Source organism: Streptosporangium vulgare (assembly GCF_042428775.1).
GTDB classification, from domain to species: Bacteria; Actinomycetota; Actinomycetes; order Streptosporangiales; family Streptosporangiaceae; genus Streptosporangium; species Streptosporangium vulgare.
The window spans coordinates 27,997-44,921 of record NZ_JBHMBS010000028.1 but is presented as its reverse complement, the minus strand read 5'-3'; the positions used below and the strand labels follow the sequence as shown (position 1 = coordinate 44,921).

The window sequence follows — 16,925 nt, the reverse complement described above, 5'->3', positions numbered from 1 at the left end:
GGGCAGGGCGGCGTACGCCTCCAGCCCCTCACGGCGGGCAGCCGGCCTCGTCGAACGCCTCCACCTTCGGCTCACCGCGACCAGGCGGTGACGTCGCGGCCGCTCCACAGCGGGTGGATCACCACACAGGCGGACCCGCACTCACCTCGCAGGCGGACGACGAGCGCCACCGTGATGGCGACCATGGATTCCGCTCACCGAAGGCTCTCGTCGAAGGACACGGACATGCTCAAGAAGTCTCTGCCGGCCGCGCTGGTGGCGGCCGTCGCCGCTCTCACCCTGGTCCCCGCCGGTCCCGTCGCCGCCGTCACGGTCGAAATCCGTCCCGGGCAGGTCTCGACCCTGAAACAGTCGAACAGCAAGTTCAACTGCCCGGTGAACGAGGTGCTGATCGGCCGCGGACACCGCGGCGACGAGAACGGCGACACCACGTTCCAGTGCGGCCGCATCTACATCGACAACGTCCAGGTCACGGTCGCCAAGCTGAACATCTGGGGCACCGTGACGGACGAGAACAGCCACAACTACCGCACCCCGGCGAACCAGGCCATCACCGGTATCCGGCACGACGGGGACGAGAACGGGGACACCATCTACTACAGCGGCGCGCTGTTCTGGCAGGGCAAGGCGGTGCAGATCACCCCCAGGCAGCTGGACGGCTGGGTCAGGGAGAACAACCACTCCTCGGCGGGCGGCACCAACCAGGTGATGACCGGCCGCGGGCACACCGGGGACGAGAACGGCTGGACCCAGTACGAGTACGGCTGGATCTCCTACAGCGGCTGATCACAAAGCCGGGTGGCGATCCGTCCCACGGGGGGTGCCACCGCCCAGCACCCGCGCCCGCCCGGACCCCGCCGCCCAGGCCACCGCGGCCCGGCTAGGCCACAGCGACCCGGCGGCGGTACCGGCCGGGCGCCACCCCGAACTCCCGCTTGAAGGCGTTGCCGAAGGCGAACTCCGACCCGTACCCCACCCGCTCGGCCACCTCCGCCACCGACGCGTCGGACTCGCGCAGCATGCGTGCCCCGCTCACCAGCCGCCACCAGGTCAGGTACGCCAGCGGCGGCTGCCCGACCAGCCCCGTGAAGCGGCGGGCGAAGCCGGCTCGCGACATGCCCGCGTGGACGCCGAGCGACTCGACCGTCCAGCGGCGGGCCGGGTCGCGGTGGATGGCGTCGAGCACGCGGCCGATGGCGGGGTCGGCCAGCGCGGCGGCCCAGCCGGACAGCGTGCAGGGCTCGTCCTGGGTGTCGAAGTAGGCCCGCAGGACGTACAGCTGCAACATGTCGAGCAGGGAGGACACGACGGTGTCCGTGCCGGGGCGCGGGGTCTCGATCTCGGCGGCCAGCAGCTCGACGGCGGCCCGCAGCTCCGGATGGCTGCCGAGCGTCGCGGGCAGGTGGATCACGCCGGGCAGCGAGCTCAGGATCGGGTGGGTCCTGTCGAGGTCGAGCCGGTAACCGCAGGACAGGACCACCGTCTCGGCCCCGGTGCCGTCGAAGCCGGCCGAGGCGAACAGCCCGGAATCCGAGCCGCAGTCCGACTCGACCAGCGGCCTCGCGGGATCGTCGGCCAGCCCGAACGGGCCACTGTGCGGCATGAACACCACGTCGCCCACGCTCAGCGGAACGGGCTCGCCGTCCGGGGGAATGAGCCAGCAGGACCCGCGCAGCACCACCTGGAAACCCGCGGACTCGGGCACCGCGTGGAACGCCACCCCCCAGGGTGCTCGCCAGGAGATGCGGGCGGAGGTGGGGCGCCCGCATCGCATGAAGGCCACGACGTCGCTCAGCATGTCCATACGTCGAGTCTACGGCCTGAGACGCTGGCGTATAAATGTTGGACAGGAGCGCATTCAGTATCTCACCAGGTCTCCCTACTGTGGTTCGCGTAACCGATTGAGGGAGCATTGACATGCTGAGGGTAGGCATCATCCTGGGCAGCACCCGTCCCGGCCGCAACGGCGAGGCGGTGGCGCACTGGGTTCGCGATCTGGCGGTCAAACGAGGCGACGCCGAGTACGAGCTCGTCGATCTGAAGGACTACGGCCTGGGCAACCTGGACGAGCCCGAGCACCCCGCCACGGGCAACTACCGGCACGAGCACACCAGGCGCTGGTCGGCCAAGATCTCGTCCCTGGACGCGTTCGTGATCGTGACCCCCGAGTACAACAACTCGTACCCCGGCGCGCTCAAGAACGCCCTCGACTTCCTGTACGCGGAGTGGAACAACAAGGCCGCCGGTTTCGTCGGCTACGGCGTGGACGGCGCGCCCCGGGCGATCTCGCACCTGCGGCACGTCCTGGGCCTGCTCAGCGTGGCCACCGTGTCGAACCAGGTCGGGCTGTCGCTCCACACCGACTTCACGGACGGCTTCAGGCCCGCCGCCGCCCACGAGGACCGGCTGAACCTCGTCCTCGACCAGGTCCTCTCCTGGGGCTCCGTCCTGCGCCCGCTCAGGGGGTAGCCGGCGACGGACGTCCCGGCTGGTCGCCGTCAGACGACCGGCCGGGCCCGGTCCGGTACAGGTGCTCGATCGCGCCGGTGCCGGACCCCGGCTCGCTCGCCGAGCGGCGGCCCGATGCGTTCCTCCGAGAGCGGGACCGAAATCGGGATCGGGATCGGGACCGAGATCGAGCACGGGACCGCGACCGCGACCGGCCGAGTCTCTCTCCCCCCGAGGGCGGACCGGTGAACGCGCCGCAGGCGCGGCGCGGGACCCGCGTTCAGTCGCCCGAGGGGGCGGTGGAGCCGCGGATGATCAGGCGGCAGGGCATGCGGTGCACGCCGGGGGTGGCCCGGCCGTCGATGGCGGCGAACAGGTGCTGGGCGGCGGTGCGGCCCAGGCTCTCCAGGTTCATGTCGATCGTGGTGAGCGGAGGTCTGGTCTCGGTGGCCAGGACCTCCCAGTTGTCGTAGCCGACGACCGCCACGTCGTCCGGGACGCGGCGCCCGCGCTCGCGGGCCGCCTCGACGAACCCGGCGGCGATCTGGTCGCTGCCGCACACCACGGCGTCCAGCTCCGGATCGGTCCGCAACGCGATCTCGGCGGCCTGCCGCCCCCAGCGCTGCGACCACTCCCCGCTCAGCACCTGCCCGCACGACAGGGAGAGCCCGGCCTCCTCCAGGGCGGAGAGAACGCCCTCGGCCCGGTCCCTGGCGGCCTGGTAGTGGGTGGGGCCGGTGATGTGCGCGATGCGCCGGCGGCCGATCGTCAGCATGTGCCGCACGGCGGCGCGGGCCCCCTCCACGTCGTCGGGGACGAACGAGACGTCCCGCGGGTCCTCGGACGGCGCGTAGGCGTAGACCACGGGCAGCGGCAGGTCGCGGCTGATCGACGGGCGCGGGTCGGTGCTCTGTCCCACCACGATGAGGCCGTCGACCCGGCGGGCGAGCAGGGTGCGCAGGTGGTGCTGCTCGCGGATGGCGTCACCGCGGGCGTCGCAGAGCAGGACGGACATCTCGCCCGCGCCGAAGGCGTCCTCGGCACCCAGGAGCACCGGGATGCCGAAACGGCCGACGCTGTCGCTGGTGAGCAGGCCCACGGTGCGGGTCTGGCCGGATATCAGACCGCGGGCCAGCGCGTTCGGCTGGAAGGCCAGCTTCTCCGCCGCCCGCAGCACCCGCTGCCGGGTCTCCTCGCGGACCTGGGCGCGCCCGTTGAGCGCTTTGGAGACGGTCGCGATCGACACACCGGCCAGCGCGGCCACGTCGGTGATCGTGGCCGCACGCGGCTGCTGAGAACTCATCACTACGAAAACCTTTTCGTTCGAGATGAAATTGTTACCTGAGCACGAGGTGGTTGGTTTCTGCAGAAAATAGCCCCGACACCCACTCCAGGGCAAGTCGTCGAGCTCACCGCGACTATTGACAGCCTCTCATGTTGCGCTTACGTTTCCGAAAACCTTTTAGGTAGTTTTCGGTGCGTCTCGGGGGATGCAGAGGAGAAGATCATGGAAAGCGGGATACCCCGGCGCCGCGCAGGTAGGGCGGCGTTCGCCGTGCTGTGCGCCGCAGTCCTGTCGGCGGCGTGCGGCCAGGCACAACCGGCGGTCGGCCCGTCGCAGCCGTCCGCCGTCACCATCACCGTGTGGACCAGGGCCGCGACCGAGTCCCACACCAAGGCCCTGGCCGACGCGTACAACGCCTCCCACACGAACAAGGTCAAGGTGACCGCCTACCCCAACGAGGAGTACCCGGCCAAGATCGCCACCGCCGCGGGCGGCAGGAACCTGCCCGACCTGTTCGCCTCCGACGTGGTGTTCGCGCCCAACTACATCTCGCAGGGACTGTGGCAGGACGTGACCGACAGGTTCGGCGCCCTGCCGTTCAAGGACAAGGTGGCGCCCGCGCACATCAAGGCCGCCACGCAGGACGGCAAGCTCTACGCGGTGCCGCACACCGTGGACATCTCCGTGCTGTTCGTCAACAAGGGCCTGTACGAGAAGGCCGGGCTCGACCCCGGCAGGGCCCCGGCGACGCTCAAGGAGTTCGCCGAGCAGGCCACCACGATCCGTACCAAGCTCGGCGGCAAGACCTACGGCACCTACTTCGGCGGCAACTGCGGCGGCTGCGACGTGTTCACCTTCTGGCCGTCGGTCTGGGCGGGCGGCGGCGAGGTGATGAACCCCGAGGGCACGCAGAGCACGGTCGACGACCCGCAGATGGCGGCGGTCTTCGGCGTCTACGCCAAGCTCTACGCCGACGGCGTGGCCGCCCCCGGCTCCAAGGACGAGAACGGCACGACCTGGCTCGGCGCGCTGCAGGCCGGCACCATCGGCATCGCCCCCGGCCCCTCGGTGTGGCTCGGGATGCTGGAGGAGAAGGGCATCGACGTAGGCGTCGCGCCCATCCCCGGCGTCGACGGCGGCACCTCCACCTTCGTGGGCGGCGACGTCATCGGGGTCAGCGCGACCAGCGAGCGGGCGGAGGCGGCCTGGGACTTCCTGTCCTTCACCCTGTCGGACAAGGTCCAGGCCGACCTGCAGGCCAAGAGCAAGTCGACCGTCGCCCGCACCGACCTCACGGCCACCGACCCCAGGGTCCAGACGATGAACGAGATCATGGCCACCGGCCGGACGCCCTACGCGCTGAAGTTCAACGAGTCCTACAACGACCTGCAGAGCCCCTGGCTCAAGACGCTCCGCTCCGCGCTGTTCGGGACCGACCCGGCCGGGGCCCTCAAGGAGGGCGCCACCGCCATCACCGCCTCGCTGAACCAGCAGTGACACACCGCTCCCGGCCCGTATCCGGCGGGGGCACGTACGCCAGGCACTGACCACCGGTCCAGTACGAGCAAGCACGGTGTCCCGGCCGGATCGGCGGCCGGGACACCGGCTGGAGAGAACATGCCAGACCTCCTCGAAACCCGCGCCGTCTCACGCGAGCGCCTCTCCCTAGCCCGCCGCCCCCGCCGTCCCGGCCACCCCGGCCGCCGTCCCAGGGGGCGCTCGCCCGGCCTGGTCGGGCTCGCCTACGCGGCCCCGGCCGCCCTCGTCGTCGGGCTGTTCTTCCTGCTCCCGCTCGGCCTCGTGGTCTGGATGTCGCTGAACAAGTGGCCGCTGCTGGCCCCTCCGGCGTTCAACGCGCCCGGCAACTACACACGTGTCGCCGACAACGCGCTGGTCGCCGACGCGGTGGTGTTCACACTCAAGTACACCGCCGTCGTCACGGTCCTGCTGTTCGCGATCTCCTTCGGCCTCGCCCTGCTGGTCCAGAACCGGCGCAGGGGGGCGGGCCTGTTCAGGGGCGCCTTCTTCCTGCCGGCCGCCGTCGGCTGGGCCACCGCGACCCTGCTGTTCTTCGGCCTGCTCAGCGACCAGATCGGCCCGCTGAACGACATCCTGACGACCGTCGGCCTCATCGACGAGCCCGTGTCGTGGACGGCCGGGGACCCCTCCGTCGCCTTCGGCTCCACGGTCACGCTGGTCATCTGGCGCTGGGCCGGGTTCAACATGCTCATCCTGCTCACCGGCCTGCAGGCCATCCCCACCGAGCTCTACGAGGCCGCCAGGGTGGACGGCGCCACGGCGTGGCAGGCCTTCCGCCGCATCACGCTGCCGCTCATGCGGCCGACCATCGCGCTGGTGCTCTGCCTGATGATCACCGGCTCGATGCTCGGCTTCGAGCAGTTCTACATCCTCACCAGGGGCGGTCCCGGCAACAGCACGACCTCGGTCGTCATGGTCATCGTCCGCGAGGCGTTCGTCCGGTTCGACCTGGGCTCGGCGGCCGCGATGTCCGTCCTGATCCTGCTCGCGCTCGTTCTGCTCAACGGGCTCCAGCTCGCCTTCATCAGAAAGAGGAACCCGTGAGACGAGCCGCCCACTATCTCACCGCGGGGATCCTGGCCCTGTTCTTCGTCTATCCGCTCGTGTGGAGCGGCTGGTCCTCGATCCGCCTGGGCGACGCCTTCGGCTTCGACAACTACCGGCGGCTGGCCACCTACGGGGAGGGCCTGGGCACCTACGTGCTCAACACCGTCATCCTCGTCACGCTCACCGTGGCCGGGACGCTGGTGGTCGCCACGCTCGCCGGCTACGCCTTCGCGCGCCACCGCTTCCCCGGCAAGGGCGTGCTGTTCGTGCTCATCCTGGCCATCCTCATGGTGCCCTACCCCACCATCCTCATCCCGCTCTACGTGCTGCTCGGCCGGCTGGGGCTGCAGGACTCGCTGGTCGGCCTCGCCCTCGTGATGATCATGTTCCAGCTGCCGTTCGCGGTGTTCATGATGCGCAACGCGTTCGAGTCGGTGCCCCGCGCGCTGGACGAGGCCGCGATGATCGACGGCTGCGGCAGTTTCGGGGCGCTGGTGCGGGTGCTGCTGCCCGCGGTCACCCCCGGGCTCGTCACGGTCGGCCTGTTCGCCTTCCTCGCCTCCTGGAACGACTACGTGGCCCCGCTGATCCTGATCAGCTCCAACGACAGGTTCACCCTGCCGGTCGCGGTGGTGAACATGCGGCTGCACGACTTCGGCGCGGTCGACTACCCGACCATGCAGGCGGGCGTGGTGTTCATGGCCCTGCCCTGCCTCGCCCTCTTCCTCCTCCTCCAGCGTTACTACGTGCGCGGATTCATGTCAGGAGCACTGCGTGGCTAACCCCGTCGTCCCGTCCTCCGGCGTGCTCACCCCGCTCGGGCTCGATGCCGTACGGCTGGCTCCCGGCTTCTGGGGGGACCGCAGGGCACTCGACCAGGACGTGATCATCGGCCACTGCCTGGAGTGGATGGACAAGCTCGGCTGGATCGGCAACTTCCGCGGCGAACCGCGCCGGGGCAGGGAGTTCTCCGACTCCGAGGTGTACAAGCTGCTGGAGGCGATGGCCTGGGCCGGCGACCGGCGCTTCGACGAGCTGGCCGCGACCGTGGTCGCGGCCCAGGAGCCCGACGGCTACCTCAACACCCGCTGGAGCGGCGACCGCTACCGCGACTTCGAGTGGGGCCACGAGCTGTACTGCGCGGGCCACCTCATCCAGGCGGGCGTCGCCCGCTGGCGGACGGCGGGCGAGCACCCGCTGACCCACGCCGTCCTGCTCGCCGCCGACCAGGTCTGCCGCCGTTTCATGGAGGGCCACGAGGTGTGCGGCCATCCCGAGATCGAGATGGCGCTGGTCGAGCTGTACCGGCTCACCGGCACCGAGCGCTACCTGGAGATGGCCCGCCGCTTCGTCGAGCGGCGCGGCCGGCCGGCCCTCGCCGACATCGAGCTGGGCCGCGCCTACTTCCAGGACGACGTCCCCGTACGGCGGGCCCCGGCCTTCGGCGGGCACGCCGTCCGGGCGATGTACCTGGCCTGCGGCGCGGTCGACGTCGCCGTGGAGACGGGGGACTCGGAACTGCTCGCCGCGATCGAGGCGCAGTGGGAGCACACCGTCGCCCGGCGTACGCACCTGACCGGCGGCATGGGCTCCCGGCACACCGGCGAGTCCTTCGGCGAGGACTTCGAGCTGCCGCCCGACCGGGCCTACGCCGAGACCTGCGCGGGGGTCGGCTCGGTCATGCTGGCGCACCGGCTGCTGCTGGCCACCGGCCGCTCCCGCTACGCCGACCAGGCCGAGCGCACCCTCTACAACCTCGTGGCCGCCTCCCCCGCCCTGGACGGCCGCTCCTTCTTCTACGCCAACCCACTGCACGTCCGCACCCCGGGCCGGGTCACCGAGGACGTGAGTCCCCGCGCGGAGAGCGCGTCGCGCGCCCCCTGGTTCCAGGTCTCCTGCTGCCCGACCAACCTCGCCCGCACGTTCGCCTCCCTGCCCGCCTACGTCGCCACCGCCACCCCGGGCGGGATCCAGATCCACCACCCCACGGCCTGCGAGATCGGCCACGACGGCCTCACCGTGCGCGTGGAGACCCGCTACCCCTGGTCCGGCTCCGTCACCGTCCGCGTGGTGGAGGCTCCGGCCGCCCCCCGCCACGTCTCGCTCCGCCTTCCCCCCTGGGCCGCCGGCGCCCTCCGCCCCGGAGACGCCGTCCTGCGGGGGCCGGGCGACCTGACCCCCGTACGGCGGGGGTCGGCGCTCGTGTTCGGCGAGCGGGTCTGGGCACCCGGCGAGGTGATCGCGGCCGAGCTGCCGATGGAGGCGCGCTGGGTGCGCCCCGACCCGCGGGTGGACGCGGTGCGCGGCTGCGCGGCCGTCGAGCGCGGCCCCCTCGTCTACTGCGCCGAGTCGCCCCGGGACGAGGCGCGGCTCGCCGAGGTGGTCGTGGACGCCTCGCGGCCCCCGGTCGAGCGCGCCACCGGCGCCTCCCGGAGCGGCACGACCGACGACATCCCGCCCCAGAGCCACACGGCCGGCGACGCCCCGGCCCGGCACGGCGCGTCCCCGAGCCGCACGACCGACGACGCCCCGGCCCGGAGCGGCGTGTCCCGGAGCGACCCGGCCCAAGACGGCCCGTTCCACAACGGCGTGATCGAGGTGGAGGTCCGCGCGTCGCGGCGACCCGGAGATGACGACGGCCGGCCGTACGGCGAGGCCGGCGACGCACCGCGAGAGGAGGAACTCACGCTACGGCTCGTGCCCTACCACCGATGGGGCAACCACGGCCCCGCCACCATGCGCGTCTGGCTTCCCACCGGCTGAGCGCGTTCCCGATCCCACCCCCCAACCCGATCGGATCCCCCTTGCGATGAGAAGAATCGTCATGGCCCTGCTTCTCCTAGCGGGCTCACTCGCCGCCACCTCACCGGCCTCAACGGCGCACGCCGACCAGACCATCGGATTCCCCACCTTCAGCGGCCCGGCGATCCCGGCCCCGCCGGTCTCGTACACCCCCGGCAACATGATGCAGTCCATCTACGACGCCGAGAGCTCCGGCACCGACTTCTGGGTGGACCGGCTGCTGGCCCGCACCGGCAACGACCCGGCGGGCACCTGGCTGATGAGCAGGGGCCGCGCGGTCTTCATGAAGACCCACAACCCCGCGACGCTCGGCTTCGGCGGCCAGGTGGCGTACTGGGAGAGCATCAGCGACAACAACGCCTACACCGTCGCCGTCACCCCCGGCACGTTCACCGAGCAGGTGAGCCAGCGGCGGCAGGTGCCCAGCCACTGGAAGAGCGTGCACACCAGCGGCTCGGTCACGGTCACCCAGACGAAGTTCATCACCGACAACAACGTCGCCGTGACGAACCTGTCGATCACCAACGGCGGCAGCGGCTCCACCACCCTGCAGCTGCGGGCGACCTCGCCCTACGCCACCTCCGGCTCGGGGAACGAGCTGACCGGGCAGGTCAACGCCCGCAACAACCTCACCACCCTCTACCCGAGGCTCAGCGGCGACGGCTTCACCGTCTCCAGCGGCGGGCTCAACCGGTCCGTCACCGTCGCGGCCGGGGCGACCGTGACCGCCAAGATCGTGATGGGCTTCGTCGCCAACGAGATCCCCGAGTCGCTGACGGAGTACAACGCCTACAAGGGGTACTCCAACGCCACCGCGTTCGCGACCCACGTGCGCGCCTACAACCTGTGGTGGGCGCAGAACGTGCCCTACATCGACGTGGCCGAGCCGGCGATCAAGAAGAACACCTACTACCGCTGGTGGCTGATGCGTTTCAACCACCTCGACGCCGACATGCCCGGCCAGACGTTCCAGTTCCCGACCTCGACCGAGGGCGTGCTGGGCTACAACAACGCCATCGCGCTCACCCAGCCGATGCACATCGACGACCTCAAGTACCTGCGCAACCCGATCTACTCCTACGGCGACTGGCTCAGCGTCGGCCAGACCTCCAAGAACGGCCGCTTCCTCGACAACCCCGGCGACCCGGAGAACTGGTCCAACAGCTACACGCAGTACATCTCCGAGGCTGCCTGGCGCAGCTACCAGATCCACGGCGGCCAGCCGGGCATCGCGGCCAACCTCGCCCGCTACGCCGAGCAGGACGTCAAGGGCCAGCTCGCCTACTACGACCACGACAACAACAAGCTCATCGAGTACGACTGGGGCGCCCTGACCGGCAACGACGCCGACGCCGTCTCCTTCCACTGGAAGAACGGCAACATGGACCGCGCCGAGTCGGCGTACCAGTACAGCGGCGCGCTCGCCGCGGCCCAGGCCTACGAGGCGATCGGCAACACGGCCAAGGCCACCGAGATGCGCACGCTCGCCACGCAGATCCAGAACGCCATCGTCAACGTGCTGTGGAACCCGAACCGCCAGCTCTTCGAGCACCGGCTGAAGTCGACGAACGAGTGGGTGCCCTGGAAGGAGATCAACAACTACTACCCGTTCGCGGTCGGCGCCATCCCCAACACCGCCACCTACCGGCAGGCCCTGCGCCTGTACGACAACCCCGCCGAGTATCCGATCTTCCCCTTCTACACGGCGAACCAGGTGGACAAGGCGGCCGCGGCCGCGGCGGGCAACCCGGGCTCGAACAACTTCTCCACCATCAACTCCACCGTACAGTTCCGGCTGTACTCCTCGGTGCTGCGCAACTACCCCAACGAGTGGATGAACGCGACCGACTACAAGAAGCTGCTGTACTGGAACACCTGGGCCCAGTACGTCAACGGCAACACCTCCTGGCCCGACGCCAACGAGTTCTGGGCCGACTGGAACGGCTCCTCGATCAACTACCGCTCCTGGATCCACCACAACATCCTGGGCAGCGGCAACTGGACGGTGATCGAGGACGTCGCCGGCCTGCGCCCGCGCAACGACGCGAAGGTGGAGCTGTCGCCGATCGACATCGGCTGGACCCACTTCACCGTGAACAACCTGCGCTACCGCAACGCCGACCTCACCATCGTCTGGGACGACCCGGCCGACGGCGTCGTACGCTACCCGGGCGTGCCCGAGGGCTACTCCATCTACGTCAACGGCACCCGGACCGCCACCGTCGGCTCCCTGGTGCCCCTCACCTGGGACCCGGCCACCGGCACCGTCACCACCACGGGCACGGTCACCCACAGCGCCGCCGCCCCCGGCCTGCAGGCTCCCGGCCAGGTGGTGCAGAACAGCGCCCGGATGGTGGACATGCTCGCCAAGGCGGGCGTCGACCTGACGGCCAACCTGACCAACCTCGCCGCGGGGGCGACCGCCTCGGCCTCGCACACCGCCTCCGGCAGCAACCTGGCCGGCGCGATCGACGGCTTCCCCACCAACGAGCCGTTCTGGGGGGCGGGCGGCTCCGCCAACGCCCAGGACTGGTTCGAGCTGAACCTCGGCTCGGCCAAGACGCTCAGCGAGGTCCGGCTGCACTTCAAGGACAGCCGCCCGGCCAGCGGCACCTACCGGGCGCCGTCGGCCTACGACGTCCAGTACCACAACGGCAGCGCCTGGGTCAGCGTGCCCGGCCAGTCCAAGAGCCCGTCGGCGCCGCAGGCCAACTACAACGTGGTGCGGTTCCCGGCGATCAGCGCGCAGCGGGTGCGGGTCCTGGCCACCAACGCCTCCGGCGCCAAGACGGGGCTCACCGAGATCAAGATCTACAACCGGGGCGGCGTGCAGCCGCCCGCGAACCTCGCGACCTCGGCGACCGCGTCGGCGTCGTACACCTCCGGCTGGGAGAGCGTCACGGCGATCAACGACGGCATCGACCCGCCCTCCTCCAACGACACCGCCAACCCCCGCTGGGGCACCTGGCCACAAACCGGCCAGCAATGGGCCGACCTCACCTGGACCTCGACCAAAACCCTCAACCGCGCCGACGTCTACTTCTTCGACGACGAAGACGGCATCGACATGCCCGCCTCCTGGAAACTCCAGTACTGGAACGGCACCACCTACACCGACGTCCCCGGAGCGAGCTCCTACCCCCTGGCCAAGAACCAGTACAACACCGTCACCTTCCCCGCCCTGCCCACCACCCGCCTACGCGTCCTGCTCACCGCCACCGCAACCAGCTCCGTCGGCCTCCTCGAAGTCAAAGCCTACGGAACCTGACCACACCCCGTGAGGGGCGCGCCGAGACGGCGCGCCCCCACGATCCACGTGAAGGGGAGGCCGGCACGGCACCCCCTCCTCCGGCCGCGCCGGCCTCCCGCCCCCGGTGCCGGCGCGGCCGACGACACGACGGGAGGGAGCGCATGGCAGCGGACCACGGCCGGGCGCGGATCAGATCGGCGGTGCTGCGCGACGTGGCGGCGATGGCCGGGGTGTCGGCCATGACGGTGTCGCGTACGCTCAACGCCCCCGAGCGGGTGCGCCCGGACACCCGGGCGCGGGTCCTGGCTGCGGTGAAGAGCCTCGGCTACCGGCCCAACCAGGCCGCCCGCCGGCTCGCCACCGGCCGCTCGGGCGTGCTGGGGGTGGTGGGTTTCGACATCACCCTGCACGGCCCGTCCGCCACGCTGTACGCCATCGAGCGGGCCGCCAGGCGGCACGACTACGCGATCAGCATCGCCTGCCTCGACTCGGCCGATCTCGGCTCGGTCGGCGAGGGGGTGCGCGGGCTGCGCTCCCAAGAGGTCGACGGCGTCGTCGTCGTCGTGCCGCACGAGGCGGCCGCCGGCGTCGTGCGCGACCTGCACCCCGGCCTCGCCCTGGTCGCGGTGGACGCGGGGACGGGCATGCCCGTCCCGGTCGTCATGACCGACCAGGCCGGCGGGGCGGCCACCGCCACCGGGCACCTGCTGGACCTGGGCCACGAGACGGTGTGGCACATCTCGGGACCGGCCGGCTGGACGGCCACGCGGGAGCGCGTCCGGGGGTGGCGTTCGACGCTGGAGGCCGCGGGACGGCCGGTGCCCGAGGTGCTGTCCGGCGACTGGAGCCCGCAGTCCGGCCACCGGCTGGGCAGGCGGCTGGCGCGGTGCCCGGGTGTCACGGCGATCTTCGTGGCGAACGACCAGATGGCCCTGGGGGTGCTGCGCGCGCTGCGCGAGGCGGGTCGGCGCGTCCCCGAGGACGTGAGCGTGGCCGGCTTCGACGACATCCCCGAGACCGCCTACCTACGTCCGTCGCTGACCACGGTCCGCCAGGACTTCCGCGCCCTCGGCGACCACGCCTTCCGCCTGCTGCTGCGGCGGATGGAGGGGGACACCGGGAGAACCGTCAAGGTCATCGGAACGGAGCTGGTCGTCAGAGAGAGCACCGGGAGGGCGCCCCGAGCTTTTTGAACGATCGCGGAATGACAGCGAAACGGCTCGTCCGGCGTTTTTGAAAATGTATTTTTCAGCCGGTGCGCCGCCGTCTTCGGCGTGCCTTTTCGCTGTTCTCACGGATTCTGTCGAGCTTACGGAACCCACACCGGACCCGTACAAAATGAGTCAAGCGGGGACTTGACAGCTTTTGTGTTGTGGAAAACACTCGGGAAATCCCGGTCGAAACGCGCCGCCCACTCCGCCGGGAAATTTTCAAGGCGCGTTCACAAAAACTATGTTAACGCAAACAAACGTAGCGCGAAACTCCCCCGACCCCCCAGGAGCGCCGCATGAGACGACGATGGACCGCCATCCTCGCCGCGATCCTCACGATCGCACTCGTCCCCGCCACCACCGTGCCCGCCAGGGCCGCGACCCCGATCACGACCGCGATCTACACGGCCGACCCCGCCGCGCTGGTCGTGGGGAACACCCTCTACCTCTACACCGGCCATGACGAGGCCCCTGCCGGAGGCACCAACTTCGTCATGCGCGACTGGCACGTCTACACCTCCACGGACGCCTCCACCTTCACCGACCAGGGGGCGAAGCTCTCCGTCTCCAGCTTCCCGTGGGCAGGCGGCGACGCCTGGGCGAGCGAGGTCGAACCGCGCAACGGCAAGTACTACTGGTACACCTCGATCAACGGCAACGGCCCCGGGTGGATGAACATCGGGGTCGCGGTCGGCGACTCCCCGCTCGGCCCGTTCACCGACGCCAAGGGCGGGCCGCTGATCAGCGACAGCACCCCGAACTCCTCCCCTCTCAACATCGACCCCACCGTCTTCACCGACGACGACGGCCAGGCGTACATCTACTGGGGCTCCTACTACGGCGTCCGCGCGGCCAAGCTCAAGCCCGACATGATCAACCTGGACGGCCCGGTCGTCACCCCCTCGGGGGTGAGCAACTTCTGGGAGGCGCCCTGGATGTTCAAGCGCAACGGGACCTACTATCTCGCCTACGCCGCCAACGACTCCGGGTGCTCCCAGCCCGGCTACGCCTGCGTCCGCTACGCCACGGCGAGCAACCCGCTGGGGCCGTGGACCCAGCGCGGCGTCGTGCTCGACCAGGTCACCTCGACCACCAACCACCCGGCGATCGTCGAGTTCAACGGCCAGTGGTACATGGTCTACCACAACGCCGGAGCCCCGGGCGGCGGCGACTTCCGCCGCTCGGTCACCCTGGACAAGCTGTACTGGAACGCCGACGGCACCATGCAGAAGGTCGTGCAGACCACGACCCCGATCGGCGGGGGCGGCGGCCAGCCCCCGGCCGGCACCAACCACGCGCTGACGGCGACCGCGTCCACCTCCTACGTCTCCCCGTGGGAGACACTCGGCGCGATCAAGGACGGGTTCGTCCCCTCCGGCTCGGCCGACCACAGCCACGGCGCCTACGGCAACTGGAACCACCAGGGCACCGAGTGGATCGAGTACCAGTGGCCGACCGCGCGCAACCTGAGCAAGGTCGCGACCTACTGGTTCGACGACGACCAGGGCATCGACCTGCCCGCGTCCTGCCAGGTCCAGTACTGGAACGGCAGCGCCTACGTGAACGTGCCGGGCCAGTCCGCCTGCGGCGTCGGCGCGAACACCTACAACGTCACCACCTTCAACCAGATCTCCACGACGCGGCTGCGGCTGAACATCACCTCCAGGACGGGCTACTCCACCGGCGTCCTGGAGTGGATGGCGCTCTAGCGGCACGCCTCCGAGAGCTGTCCTCGAAAGCGCGTCTCCGGCAGCACGCCCCAACCCGGAGGCACGTCCCAGCCCGGAAGCACTTCCCGGAAAGCACGACATCCCTGGCAGCACATCCTCAGCACCACGTCCTCAGCACCACGTCGAGGCCCGCCGACCTGACCGGCGGGTGAACCGGGGTCCGGGGGCCGCCACGCGGTCCCCGGAGCACCCCGGCGACGCGACAACGACGACACACGGAGGTTCCCGATGAAACGATGGTGGGCGGCAGTGGTTCCCGCCCTGGTGCTCGGCCTGCTCCTGTCCCCCGGCGGCACGGTGCCCGCCGCGGCTGCGGCGGACGTCAACCTGGCGCCCTCGGCGACCGCGTCGGCGTCCTACACCTCCGGCTGGGAGAGCGTCGCGGCGATCAACGACGGCATCGACCCGCCCTCGTCCAACGACACCGTCAACCGGCGCTGGGGTACCTGGCCCAACACCGGCGAGCAGTGGGCGCTGCTCACCTGGCCCTCCGCGCGGACGCTGACCTCGGCCGACGTCTACTTCTTCGACGACAACGGCGGCGTGCGCGTCCCGGCGTCGTGGAGGCTGCAGTCATGGAACGGCAGCGCCTACGTCGACCTGGCCGGGGCGAGCGCCTACAACCGGGCGCTCAACCAGTACAACCACGTCACCTTCACCACCGTCACCACGACCAGGCTGCGGGTGCTGCTCACCGGCACCTCCTCGGTCGGCCTGCTGGAGGTCAAGGCCAACGGCACCTCGCCCGGCGGCGGCACGGGATGGAACCCGCCGGCGAACCTGGTCACCCCGCTCAACCAGGTGTGGCAGCACTACGAGAGCACCTACCCGCAGCTGAACACCTTCAGGAACTACGGGTGGGACCAGGTCATGGCCAACGGCGGCAGCCTCAACTACTGCGTGCGCTGGGAGTCGAGCGCGCCGGTCTCCGCCGCGCTGCGTGACCGGATCCACGCCTCCCTGGCCCGCCAGGTCAAGAAGTGGACCGACCTGATGGCCGGCCACAACGGCTGGCCGTACACCGACGTCCCCGTCAAGGTCGTCGGGTGGGCCGTGCGCGACCGCGCCACGCTGCAGTGGAGCGACAACTCCGTCGACGTCTACGTCAACAACATCCGCGAGGGCGCCCCGCAGTGCGCCGAGCCGTGCGGGCGCTTCTTCAACCAGAACGGCCAGTACCCGAACTGCCCCGGCGGGGCGGCGCGCCACTACGACATGTCCCTGTGGCTCACCGCCGGGATGGGCGGCGGCGCGGGCGGCGACTGGGGCCAGCGCATCGGCAGCGAGTACTTCGTCGGCGCGCTCGACGCCGAGAACATCCACATCCTGTTGCACGAGATCGGGCACAGCTTCGGGCTGGACGACTTCTACGACTGGACGCCCTCCGGGGTCGGCGGGTTCCTCATGAAGGCCGGCAGCGCGAGCCAGATCACCGACTTCGACGCCTGGATGTTCCGCGACTGGTGGCGCCACCTCAAGAGCCGCTACGGCTACTGACCCCTCCCGGCCGGCAGGGCCGAGGGGGAGCCGCACGGCACCCGGCTCCCCCTCCCCTGTCCCGGAGGCCGCACCGCCTCCGGGAGAGCTCCGGGAGAACCCTGGGAGAAAGCGTC

General features: G+C 70.4%; 12 protein-coding genes. 10 read left to right on the top strand and 2 right to left on the bottom strand.

What is annotated here, in order from left to right; translation table 11 throughout:
- The first annotated feature begins 225 nt into the window (after positions 1-225).
- The gene (locus ACFFRH_RS36235) at positions 226-786 is read left to right on the top strand and encodes a hypothetical protein (RefSeq protein WP_386162007.1); all 561 of its coding nucleotides are present in this window, start codon (positions 226-228) and stop codon (positions 784-786) included.
- 94 nt (positions 787-880) lie between these two features.
- On the opposite strand, the gene ACFFRH_RS36230 is transcribed toward ACFFRH_RS36235, so the two are convergent.
- Positions 881-1,804 carry an AraC family transcriptional regulator gene (locus ACFFRH_RS36230; RefSeq protein WP_386162005.1) on the bottom strand — a complete coding sequence of 308 codons (924 nt, stop codon included), beginning with the start codon at positions 1,802-1,804 and terminating at the stop codon, positions 881-883.
- A gap of 113 nt (positions 1,805-1,917) precedes the next feature.
- On the opposite strand from ACFFRH_RS36230, the gene ACFFRH_RS36225 reads away from it, so the two are divergent.
- Positions 1,918-2,469: an NADPH-dependent FMN reductase gene (locus tag ACFFRH_RS36225; RefSeq protein ID WP_386162003.1), complete on the top strand. Its 552-nt coding sequence runs from the start codon at positions 1,918-1,920 to the stop codon at positions 2,467-2,469.
- Positions 2,470-2,728: 259 nt separating this feature from the next.
- On the opposite strand, the gene ACFFRH_RS36220 is transcribed toward ACFFRH_RS36225, so the two are convergent.
- Entirely contained in the window at positions 2,729-3,751 is a 1,023-nt protein-coding gene (locus tag ACFFRH_RS36220; protein WP_386162001.1) for a LacI family DNA-binding transcriptional regulator, read from the bottom strand.
- A gap of 204 nt (positions 3,752-3,955) precedes the next feature.
- Between ACFFRH_RS36220 and ACFFRH_RS36215 the strand changes: the two genes are divergently transcribed.
- The 8 genes from ACFFRH_RS36215 (at position 3,956) to ACFFRH_RS36180 (ending at position 16,809) form a co-directional block, all read left to right on the top strand.
- Entirely contained in the window at positions 3,956-5,230 is a 1,275-nt protein-coding gene (locus tag ACFFRH_RS36215; RefSeq protein WP_386161999.1) for an ABC transporter substrate-binding protein, read from the top strand.
- A gap of 120 nt (positions 5,231-5,350) precedes the next feature.
- Entirely contained in the window at positions 5,351-6,316 is a 966-nt protein-coding gene (locus ACFFRH_RS36210) for a carbohydrate ABC transporter permease (RefSeq protein WP_386161997.1), read from the top strand.
- Positions 6,313-7,101, top strand: coding sequence for a carbohydrate ABC transporter permease (locus tag ACFFRH_RS36205; RefSeq protein WP_386161996.1), 789 nt, complete (start codon positions 6,313-6,315; stop codon positions 7,099-7,101). Before ACFFRH_RS36210 ends, ACFFRH_RS36205 begins: the two co-directional genes overlap by 4 nt.
- Positions 7,094-9,082: a glycoside hydrolase family 127 protein gene (locus ACFFRH_RS36200; protein ID WP_386161994.1), complete on the top strand. Its 1,989-nt coding sequence runs from the start codon at positions 7,094-7,096 to the stop codon at positions 9,080-9,082. Before ACFFRH_RS36205 ends, ACFFRH_RS36200 begins: the two co-directional genes overlap by 8 nt.
- 46 nt (positions 9,083-9,128) lie before the next feature.
- The gene (locus ACFFRH_RS36195; RefSeq protein ID WP_386161992.1) at positions 9,129-12,389 is read left to right on the top strand and encodes a discoidin domain-containing protein; all 3,261 of its coding nucleotides are present in this window, start codon (positions 9,129-9,131) and stop codon (positions 12,387-12,389) included.
- Positions 12,390-12,532: 143 nt separating this feature from the next.
- Complete coding sequence (locus ACFFRH_RS36190) at positions 12,533-13,564, top strand: LacI family DNA-binding transcriptional regulator (RefSeq protein WP_386161991.1); 1,032 nt, start codon at positions 12,533-12,535, stop codon at positions 13,562-13,564.
- A gap of 314 nt (positions 13,565-13,878) precedes the next feature.
- Positions 13,879-15,291, top strand: a complete 1,413-nt coding sequence (locus ACFFRH_RS36185; protein WP_386161989.1) for a glycoside hydrolase family 43 protein — start codon at positions 13,879-13,881, stop codon at positions 15,289-15,291.
- Between the two features lie 249 nt (positions 15,292-15,540).
- On the top strand, positions 15,541-16,809 hold the full coding sequence (locus tag ACFFRH_RS36180; protein ID WP_344745743.1) for a metallopeptidase domain-containing protein: 1,269 nt from the start codon (positions 15,541-15,543) through the stop codon (positions 16,807-16,809).
- Positions 16,810-16,925: the final 116 nt, after the last annotated feature.